The organism is Streptomyces sp. NPDC048604 (assembly GCF_043199435.1).
Taxonomy (GTDB): domain Bacteria; phylum Actinomycetota; class Actinomycetes; order Streptomycetales; family Streptomycetaceae; genus Streptomyces.
The window spans coordinates 305792-315527 of record NZ_JBICVX010000004.1; the positions used below are offsets into that span (position 1 = coordinate 305792).

At 71.8% G+C, this 9736-nt stretch carries 9 protein-coding genes and 1 pseudogene; 7 read left to right on the top strand and 3 right to left on the bottom strand.

Annotated elements, in window-relative coordinates; genetic code table 11:
- Window positions 1-10: 10 nt before the first annotated feature.
- From ACGFMM_RS10780 to ACGFMM_RS10795, 4 genes are all read left to right on the top strand, one after another.
- A complete protein-coding gene (locus ACGFMM_RS10780) occupies window positions 11-1285 on the top strand; it encodes an aspartate kinase (protein ID WP_393645200.1) in 1275 nt (424 codons plus the stop codon).
- The gene (locus ACGFMM_RS10785; RefSeq protein ID WP_393645202.1) at window positions 1282-2331 is read left to right on the top strand and encodes an aspartate-semialdehyde dehydrogenase; all 1050 of its coding nucleotides are present in this window, start codon (window positions 1282-1284) and stop codon (window positions 2329-2331) included. The genes ACGFMM_RS10780 and ACGFMM_RS10785 overlap by 4 nt, the downstream gene beginning before the upstream one ends.
- Window positions 2332-2601: 270 nt before the next feature.
- Window positions 2602-3432: a SigE family RNA polymerase sigma factor gene (locus tag ACGFMM_RS10790; protein ID WP_393645204.1), complete on the top strand. Its 831-nt coding sequence runs from the start codon at window positions 2602-2604 to the stop codon at window positions 3430-3432.
- Window positions 3429-4559, top strand: coding sequence for a hypothetical protein (locus ACGFMM_RS10795; protein WP_393645205.1), 1131 nt, complete (start codon window positions 3429-3431; stop codon window positions 4557-4559). Before ACGFMM_RS10790 ends, ACGFMM_RS10795 begins: the two co-directional genes overlap by 4 nt.
- Before the next feature lie 19 nt (window positions 4560-4578).
- Here the strand turns inward: ACGFMM_RS10795 and ACGFMM_RS10800 are convergent, their stop codons facing one another.
- Together ACGFMM_RS10800 and ACGFMM_RS10805 are read right to left on the bottom strand one after the other, a co-directional pair.
- On the bottom strand, window positions 4579-5325 hold the full coding sequence (locus ACGFMM_RS10800; protein ID WP_393645206.1) for an SURF1 family protein: 747 nt from the start codon (window positions 5323-5325) through the stop codon (window positions 4579-4581).
- 22 nt (window positions 5326-5347) lie between these two features.
- The gene (locus ACGFMM_RS10805; RefSeq protein WP_393645208.1) at window positions 5348-7192 is read right to left on the bottom strand and encodes a prolyl oligopeptidase family serine peptidase; all 1845 of its coding nucleotides are present in this window, start codon (window positions 7190-7192) and stop codon (window positions 5348-5350) included.
- A 140-nt stretch (window positions 7193-7332) separates the two neighbouring features.
- Here ACGFMM_RS10805 and ACGFMM_RS10810 point away from each other — a divergent pair, with 140 nt between their 5' ends.
- Window positions 7333-7548: a cold-shock protein gene (locus ACGFMM_RS10810; protein WP_393645210.1), complete on the top strand. Its 216-nt coding sequence runs from the start codon at window positions 7333-7335 to the stop codon at window positions 7546-7548.
- A gap of 249 nt (window positions 7549-7797) precedes the next feature.
- Window positions 7798-9141 carry a hypothetical protein gene (locus ACGFMM_RS10815; RefSeq protein ID WP_393645212.1) on the top strand — a complete coding sequence of 448 codons (1344 nt, stop codon included), beginning with the start codon at window positions 7798-7800 and terminating at the stop codon, window positions 9139-9141.
- Window positions 9142-9165: 24 nt separating this feature from the next.
- Here ACGFMM_RS10815 and ACGFMM_RS10820 read toward each other — a convergent pair.
- A pseudogene (locus tag ACGFMM_RS10820) lies at window positions 9166-9303 on the bottom strand (hypothetical protein); the annotation flags it as partial.
- 2 nt (window positions 9304-9305) lie between these two features.
- Here ACGFMM_RS10820 and ACGFMM_RS10825 point away from each other — a divergent pair.
- Window positions 9306-9599 (top strand): TcpD family membrane protein, encoded by a 294-nt coding sequence (locus ACGFMM_RS10825; protein WP_393645214.1) that lies wholly within the window; start codon window positions 9306-9308, stop codon window positions 9597-9599.
- Window positions 9600-9736: the final 137 nt, after the last annotated feature.

A 9736-nucleotide genomic window follows, 5' to 3' on the forward strand; every position in this document is an offset into this window, starting at 1 on the left:
AGGAGCGCACGTGGGCCTTGTCGTGCAGAAGTACGGAGGTTCCTCCGTTGCCGATGCCGAAGGCATCAAGCGCGTCGCCAAGCGAATCGTCGATGCCAAGAAGGACGGCCATCAGGTCGTCGTCGTGGTGTCCGCGATGGGCGACACGACGGACGAGCTGATCGATCTCGCCGAGCAGGTTTCCCCGATGCCTGCCGGGCGTGAGTTCGACATGCTGCTGACCGCCGGAGAGCGGATCTCCATGGCACTGCTGGCCATGGCGATCAAAAACCTGGGCCACGAGGCCCAGTCGTTCACCGGCAGCCAGGCAGGCGTCATCACCGACTCGGTCCACAACAAAGCGCGCATCATCGATGTCACGCCGGGCCGGATCCGTACGGCGCTCGACGGCGGCAACATCGCCATCGTCGCCGGTTTCCAGGGCGTCTCGGCGGACTCGAAGGACATCACGACCCTGGGCCGCGGCGGCTCGGACACCACCGCCGTCGCCCTCGCGGCCGCGCTGGACGCCGAGGTCTGCGAGATCTACACCGACGTGGACGGCGTGTTCACCGCCGACCCGCGCGTGGTCAAGAAGGCCCGGAAGATCGACTGGATCTCCTCCGAGGACATGCTGGAGCTCGCCGCCTCCGGCTCCAAGGTGCTGCTGCACCGCTGCGTGGAGTACGCGCGCCGATACAACATCCCGATCCACGTGCGCTCCTCGTTCTCGGGGCTGCCGGGCACCTGGGTCAGCAACGAGAAGCCGAATGGGGACGTTCAGGTGGAGCACGCCATCATCTCCGGAGTCGCCCACGACGTCTCCGAAGCCAAGATCACGGTCGTCGGCGTCCCGGACAAGCCGGGCGAGGCCGCGGCGATCTTCCGCGCCATCGCGGACGCCGAGATCAACATCGACATGATCGTGCAGAACGTGTCCGCCGCGGCCACCGGTCTCACGGACATCTCCTTCACCCTCCCCAAGACCGAGGGCCCCAAGGCCATAGAGGCCCTGGAGACGGCGAAGCAGTCGATCGGCTTCGACTCGCTCCGCTACGACGACCAGATCGGCAAGATCTCCCTCGTCGGCGCGGGCATGAAGACCAACCCGGGCGTCACCGCCGACTTCTTCAAGGCGCTGTCCGACGCGGGCGTGAACATCGAGCTGATCTCGACGTCCGAGATCCGCATCTCGGTCGTCACCCGCCAGGACGACGTCAACGAGGCGGTCCGCGCCGTCCACACCGCCTTCGGCCTGGACAGCGACTCCGACGAGGCCGTCGTCTATGGAGGCACCGGCCGATGAACCGCGGGCCGGCGCTCGCGGTCGTCGGTGCGACCGGAGCCGTCGGTGCCGTGATGCTCCAGCTGCTCTCGCAGCACGCGGACGTCTGGGGCGAGATCCGACTCATCGCCTCGCCGCGCTCCGCCGGCCGCAAGCTGGCGGTGCGCGGGGAGGAGACCGAGGTCGTGGCCCTCTCCGAGGAGGCTCTGGAGGGGGTGGACGTCGCCCTCTTCCTCGCACCGCGGGACGTGGCGGCGCAGTGGGCGCCGGTCACCGCGGCCAAGGGCGCGGTGGTCGTGGACAACTCGGCGGCGTTCCGGCTCGACCCGGACGTGCCGCTGGTGGTGCCCGAGATCAATCCGCACGCGGTACGGGTACGGCCGCGCGGGATCGTCGCCAGCCCCGGCTGCAGCACCCTCGCCCTGATCGTGGCGCTGGGCGCGCTGCACGCCGAGTTCGGCGCCGTCGAGGTCGTCGTCACCGCCCTGCAGGCGGTCAGCGGGGCCGGCCAGCGGGGCGTGGCCGCGCTGCGCTCCCAGCTCTCCCTGGTCGCCGGCACGGAGCTGGGCTCCCACCCCGGCGACGTACGGCGGGCCGTGGGCGAGGACACCGGCCCGTTCGCCGCGCCCGTCGCGCTGAACGTGGTGCCCTGGTCGGGCGCCTCCCTGGACGGCGGCTGGTCCTCGGAGGAGGCCGGGCTGCGGGCGGAGACCCGCAAGATCCTCGACCTGCCGGCGCTGTCGATGGCCGCCACCTGCGTACGGGTGCCGGTGCTCACCACGCACTCGCTGTCCGTGCACGCCCGCTTCGAGCAGCCGGTGACGGTGGAGCGGGCCCACGAGATCCTCGCCACCGCGCCGGGCGTCGTGCTCGCCGACGATCCCGACGCCGGGGACTTCCCCACCCCCGCGGATGTCGTCGGCACCGATCCGACCTGGGTGGGACGGGTCCGCCGGGCCCCGGACGACGAGCGGGCGCTGGAGTTCTTCGTCTGCGGCGACAACCTGCGCAAGGGCGCCGCCCTCAATGTCGTCCAGATCGCGGAAGCCGTTCGTTCTGGTTTGTAGGATCTGTGGACATGCTGTGAGCAAGTCGTCGCACGATCACGAGTAAGTGGCTCTTGAACTGCGGCGATCTCATGTTCGACGATGCTCTTCCCGCCGTCCGCAACCGCCGGCCGGACAGGGGCGTCTTCGTGAGCACCCCGGGGGTGGCGTGCGGCGGCGGTACGAACGGGGTAGTGGGGAAGATCGGGTACGCATGAGGACGAACGACGCACCGCCAAAAACGGTGGCGTACGCGTACAACCCTGACGGGGGGGAACGTGTCCAACAGGCGTGGCAGAGGTACTCGACATCACTGCGGTGGTCTCGCTCCGCGGCGCGGCGCTCGTCCCCGTACGGGGCGCGGCGCTCGTTCCGGTCCGGGGCGCGGTCGGCGCACCCGCAGCGCGCACGGTCCCCGCGGCTCCCGTGGTTCCCGCAGGCGGCGCTGTGGTGCGCCCGCTCCGGCGGCCCCGGCCGGCCGGCGGCATGCCGGTGATCGCACCCATGCCCTCTGCCCGCACCACCCGCATCCCCCCTCCGCGCGAGGGCGCTGACGACGCCATGGCCGCGGGGACCACCGGGACCACCGGTACGGCCGGGGCCGCCGGCTCCGTCACGGACGCCGCCGCCGGAACCACCGTCGATCACCTCACCGAGACCTACCGCGCCCACTACCGGTCGCTGCTGGGTCTCGCCGCCCTGCTCCTGGACGACACCGCGGCCTGCGAGGACGTGGTCCAGGAGGCGTTCATCCGGGTGCACTCGGCGCGCTCGCGGGTCCGCGACCCCGAGAAGACGCTGGCGTACCTGCGGCAGACGGTGGTGAACCTGTCGCGGTCGGCGCTGCGCCGCCGCATCCTCGGCCTGAAGCTTCTGTCGAAGCCCATGCCCGACATGGCGAGCGCCGAGGAGGGCGCGTACGACCAGCTGGAGCGGGACGCGCTGATCAAGGCGATGCGCGGGCTGCAGCGCAGACAGCGCGAGGTGCTGGTGATGCGGTACTTCGCCGACATGACCGAGGCGCAGGTCGCCGAGACGCTCGGGATATCCCTGGGCTCCGTCAAGGCGTACGGCTCGCGCGGCATCGCGGCGCTGCGGATCGCCATGGAGGCGACGACATGACCGGCCGCCGGGACGACGAGCAGGAACCGCTGAACAGCGGGCACGACAAGCTGAGTGGAAACGACGACATCGTGAACGACGGGCGGCCCGAGCCGGAGCTGGGCGAACTGCTGGGCGCCGGCTTCGGAAAGAGTCAGCGCGGGGACGAGGCGGCGCTGCGGCGGCTGCTGCAGACCGCGGTGAGCGACCTGGAGCCCTCCGACGGAGCGCTGGACCACCTGCGCCGGGCGGTGCCCGCGCGGCGCGCACGCAAGCGCCAGGCCGTCGTCGGCATGGCGGCCGCCGCGGTCCTGATCGGCACCGCGATCCCCGCGTTCGTGCACGTCGCGAACTCCGGCGGGGTCACCGACGCCGCCGCGATCAACGCCGGGCACGGCGAGCAGGCGCAGGGCGGCACCGGCAGCGAGACGGGCGTCGAGGGCGGCGGCAAGGGCAGCGGAAGCCCGACTGCCTCCGCCTCGCCCACCCGCGACGACCCGTCGTCCGACAAGCCCCGCCGGACCGGCACCAGCACCGGCGGCGGCTGGGACGACGGCACCGGCCAGCAGGTCCCGGACTCCGTGGCGATCTCCGCCCCGGCCTGCCGGGCCGACCAGCTCGGCGTCACCTCCGCGCACAGCGGCTCGCCGGACGCGGACGGCAAGGTCTACGGCACGTTCCGGGTCTCGAACCTGTCCGGCCGCGACTGCGCCGTCAGTGGTTCGGGCAGCATCGCCTTCCAGACCTCCGGCGCGGCCGACCCCGGCAAGATCTCCGTCGTCCCGCACCACGCGGGCGACGCGGCCGGCGGCCTGCCGGACCCCTCGCAGGAGTCGCCGTCGCTGCTGCTGAAGCCGGACACGGCGTACGAGGTGAAGTTCGCCTGGGTCCCCTCGGAGACCTGCCCGACGGCCAACACCTCGCCCACGCCGACGCCCACGGACGGCGGGACGGGCACGGGCGGCTCCACCGGCACGGACACCACCGACGGCGCCCAGCCCCAGCTGGTCGCGGAGGACGGCGGGCTCGTCGACGGCAGCGTCGCGGTGACCCACACCGCCGAGTCCGGCGGCCCGTCCGCCTCGACGACCATCCCGAACGCCTGCGCCGGCACGATCTACCGCACGGGCGTCCTGGACGCGTCCTGAGGTCGCAGCGGCTGAGGTCTCAGCCGGTCAGGCCGAGGGCCTGGTCGCGGGAGGCCTCGGCCTCCCGGCGGAGCAGCCGGAACCACATGAAGACCACGAAGCCCGCGAAGACGAACCACTCGGCCGTGTAGCCCAGGTTCTGGAACGCCTTGACGTCCAGGCCGGTGCCCGAGGCCGCCTTCGGCGGCACCGGGGTCAGCCCGGCGGGCGCGTCGGTCTGGGTCACCCAGGCGTCGTACACCTCGTCGTCGACCAGGTTCACCAGCGCGGCCGCGCTGATCACTCCCAGCTGCCCCTGCGGCAGGCCGCCCGCCGCGCCCGCGCCCTTGCCGCCCGCGCTCTCCGAGGCCTGCAGCGCCCCGACGACCGTGACCTCGCCGGGCGGCGAGACCGGGGCCTTCGCACCGGCCGGCAGCCAGCCCCGCACCACCGGAAGCGCCCGGCCGCCGTCCGTCTTCAGCAGCGTCAGCACGTAAGCGCCGTCCCGGTCGTCGAGCCGCCGGTCCGGTACGAGGAACTGCTCGCCGTACCGGCCCGTGGCCTCGGCCACCCGGCCCGAGGTGTCCTTGTCCACGGGGAGCAGGGAGTCCAGCGGCGCCGCCTTCTGCGCCGACGGGTCCGGGCGCTTCTCGGCCGCCTGGTGGTTGTCCACGCGTTCCTCGAACTTGCCCAGCTGCCAGGTCCCCATGAAGACGCAGAACGGGATCGCCAGCAGGACGAAGACGTTGATCCCCCACCAGCGGGGCGTTCTCAGGAACCGGTACACCCCTCCACGGTACGCAGCGACCTCACCTCCCCTCCGCCGGGGTCCCCGCCGGGGCGTCCCCGGGGAAGCCCAGGTGGCGTCTGGCGAAGTCCAGATCGAGCCGCACCTGCTTGATCCGCTCGTCCACCACCAGCGAGCCGTGCCCGGCGTCGTACCGGTACACCTCGTGCACAGCGCCGCGGGCCGCCAGCCGGTCCACGTAGTTGTCCACCTGCCGGATCGGGCAGCGCGGATCATTGACCCCCGCCGAGATGTGCACCGGCGCCTTCACCGCGTCCACGTACGTCAGCGGCGACGAGGCCTCGAACCGCTCCGGCACCTCCTCCGGCGAACCGCCGAGCAACGTGCGGTCCAGTGCCTTCAGGGCCTCCATCTCGTCGTGGTACGCCGTCACGTAGTCCGCCACCGGCACCGCGGCCAGCCCCAGCGCCCAGTCGTCCGGCTGCGTGCCCAGGCCCAGCAGCGTCAGGTACCCGCCCCAGGAACCGCCCGAGAGGACCAGCCGCTCCGGGTCCGCGAGCCCCGAAGCGACCGCCCAGGCGCGGACGGCCGCGATGTCCTCCAGCTCGATCAGCCCGACCCGGTGCTTGAGCGCGTCCGTCCACTCCCGTCCGTAGCCGGTCGACCCGCGGTAGTTGACCCGCACCACCGCGAAGCCGTGGTCCACCCAGGCAGCGGGGCCCGCCGCGAAGGCGTCGCTGTCGTGCCAGGCCGGACCCCCGTGCACCTCGAAGACCGTCGGGTACGGGCCCTCGCCGGAGACGGGCCGCTGCACCAGCGCGTGGACCCGCCCGCCGGGACCCTCCACCCACACGTCCTCCACCGGCACCGACTCCGGCGCCTTGGGCCCCGGAGGGTCGAGCACCACGCCGCCGTCCGTCGACCGCAGCACCGCCGGCCGCGCCGCCGACGACCACAGGTACTCCACCGAGCCGTCCGGCCGGGGCGTCGCGCCCGAGACCGAGCCCACCGGCGTGTCCACCTTCACCAGCGCCCCGGTGCCGACCTCGTACCGCCACAGCTCGCTGCGGGCCTCGTGCTCGTGCCCGACCAGCAGCCCGGAGCCGTCCGCGTACCACTCCGCGGAGACGTCGCCCGGCAGCTCGAGCGCGAGATCGGTCTCCTCGCCCGTCGCCACGTCCCACAGCAGCGGCTCCCAGCGGCCGCGCCGCTGGTGCCCGACCAGCAGCCGGGTGTCGCCGGCCAGCGGGGCGAACCCCCACACGGACAGGCCCAGCTCCTCGGCGCCGCCCTTGCTGTCGTCCAGCTCCGCGACCGTCGAGCCGTCCTCGGCGCGGACCACCCGCAGCGAGGCGTGCATCGAGTCGCCGTGCTCGGTGTGCTCGATGGCGATGAGCGTCCCGTCGTACGAGAGGTCGCCGACGCCCGCCGACTCCCGGTGCCGGTAGATCTCCACCGGTTCCGGCTGCCCGGGCCGGACCACGTGGACCGTCGACCCGTCCTCGTCGGTGGACCGCCCCACGACCACCGTTCCGTCCCGGCCGATGGCCAGCCCCGCCGGGTAGGACGGCTCGAGCCCGGGGACGGCCGGCTCGTCCGCACCGCCCTCGAAGGGCTGGCGCATCCACACCCCGAACTCGTCGCCGTCCGTGTCCGCGAACCACCACACCCAGCGGCCGTCCGGCGGCAGCGCCCCGTCCGTCGTCCCGTTGGGCCGGTCCGTCACCTGCCGCTGTATGCCCGTGGCCCGGTCCCACGCGTACAACTCGTACGTCCCCGTCGCGTTGGACACGAACAGCGAACGCTCCGGGGCCTCTTCGGCCCACTCGGGCAGCGACACCCGCGGCGCACGGAAACGCTGCTCCCAGACGGGTACGGCGGTGGGGTTCTGGTTGCTCTCGGTCATGTCCCCATGATGCTCCGAGCCACGGACATCCAGTGCGCCCGCCCCGAACCTGTGGATAACTCCCGGCCCGGGCCGACCCCGGCCGGCCCGGGCCGTGCCGCGGCGCGTGGGGTAGACATGAGGAGAGGAAGGAGGCCTCCATGGAAGGCATGGAAGGCAGAAGCATCGGCTTTGTGAAGTCCTTCGACCGCCGTCACGGCTACGGCTTCGTTCTCCCCGTCGGTTCGCAGGAGCCGGCCTTCTTCACCGCCGAGGACATCGAGTCCGAACCCCGCGTCCTCTCCGAGGGGCAGCAGGTCTCATTCGTCCTGGCTCTCGGCGCCGGCCGCTTCGAAGCCAGACACATCCGCCCCTGACCGTCTCCCGACCCCCGCCCGACCCTATCGTTGTGTATATACATGATGACGGGTCCTCCGCGCGGTATGGTTCTAGCGTCTATACAGACACTCGGCTGGGCAAACCGTGTCCAGACAGTGGTCGGCGGGGGCGGGCTGCAGTGTTGCCGTTCCTGCGCCGGGGCTGACGCAGCGGAAGGGGGACTCGTGACAGTGCCGCCTCAGGGTGATGCTCCACAGCAGGGCGGGCAGGCGCAGGGAGGCCGTCACGTGCCTGTGCTGACGGAGGAGATGCTGCTCCGTGACGACGCCGGTACGCGTGCGCGTTCGCTCAATCCCCTCCGCCGGAAGAAGCCCGCCGCCCCGGGAGCGGTCGGGCAACTGCCCGGGGGCCAGGGCGCGGTGAGCGACTCGTACCTTCCGGAGTCCCCCGTCGAACAGAACCCGCCCGCCGGCCGGAACGGCGGCAAGGGCAAGAAGGCCGAGCAGGACGAGGCGCCCAGCGGCAACGGCTGGTTCCACAACCCGTTCGCCAAGCCCAAGACGGCCTCCTCGGCCGGCGACCGGTCGAACGTCTCCTCCGCGCAGATGTGGGCCGGACCGCGCCGGGGCGTGCTCCTGCGGCGGCTGCTCGGCCTGTTCGCCGTCTTCCTGCTGCTCTTCCTCTTCATGAAGATCAACGGGAAGGCGAGCAAGGCGCAGGTGGAGGCCGCGGTGGACGCGCGGGTGAAGTCGGCCGCGGACACCTTCCCCCGCGGCGCCGCCGTCATGTGGTCCGCGCCGGTGGTGAAGCTCTTCGCCACGTACGACAAGCAGCACGTCGACGACCGCGGCCGCGCCCTGCGGCCGTACGCCATCAACGGCATCGACCCGCAGCTCGGCTGGAACGGCCAGGGCAAGCAGTCCGTGATCGACCTGGTGATGAGCCCCGACGTCCAGATGGGCGCCCCGGGCCACGCGGTCGTGCGCGGCACCGTGCAGATCCAGGACGGCTCCTGGAGGTGCGTGGCGGTCCCGATGTACACGGTGAACCGGGGCGGGTCGACGGCCTTCGGCCTGACCTCCTCGCCGGTGTACGTGCCGTGTGGTGGGCTGACGTCGCCGCCGCAGGACAAGACCGCCGGCGGTGCGTCCAACGACTCGGCCCTGTCGGCCACCCTCAAGGCAGAGCTGCTCCCGCCGTTCCTCGCCGCCTGGGCGCAGAGCGACACCGTCAACCTCGACCGCTATCTGCTGCCCGGCTCCGTCTCGTTCGGTCTCGGTGGCGCGTACACCGGCACCGGTGACGGCGGGCGTCCGACGGTGGAGAGCGTCTACGTTCCGGTACCGGCCAAGTCCGGCAAGGACGCGGACCGTCGTACGGTCACCTTCACCACGACGCTGCTGAGCGTCGACGGCAAGGCCGAGCAGAAGTCGACCTACCGGGTCCTCATCGTCAAGCGGAACGGCCAGTGGTACTTCGGCGCCGACCCCACGCCGGCCGTGGGCATGAACGGTGGCGAGCAGGTCCCCAACGTCCAGCCTTCGGAGGGGACCGGCGGTATGTACTCACAGAGTCCCGCTCCTTACCCCCGTGCAACAACATCGACAGGCGTGCAACAGCCCGCCCGCTGACGCACCTTGAGCGGTGTGAAGCGTCTATACAGGATGTGGCGGCGGGGACGACGGTGGTTCACCGGGGGGAAACCGCATGCCGCGCCCTTTCTTGTGTCTATACGATAGTTCGCGCGAGTACGTAGCTCCACGCGCGCCACGCAGAAGAGGAACTGGACCACACCATGCTGACTCAGCAGCTCCTGGCCAACGCGGCCGACATGCACGTGTATCTCGCCGACGCCAACGACATCACCAACAAGACCAGCACCATCGGCCAGGCCATCCTCGCCGCCACGGTGATCTTCGCCGTGGTCGCCGCGTTCTTCACCCAGTCGCAGCGGAAGTGGATGGTCGTCGTCACGATCCTCCTGATCGGCAGCTTCACCTTCATGATCGTCGACGATCCGAAGGCCCTGCTGGAGGACGGCGGCGACTTCATCAAGACCAACATCTGGGACCCGATCCTGGACTCGTGATCCGGCGCGGCGGGGGGGGGGGCCCCCGGCCCCCCCCCGGCGCCCCGCCCGCCCCGCGGCCCGGCTACGGGGGGGCCATAGCCGACCGGCCCCGGAGCCCGCGGGGCTAACCCCCCCCGTGGCATGGCAACAAGCCC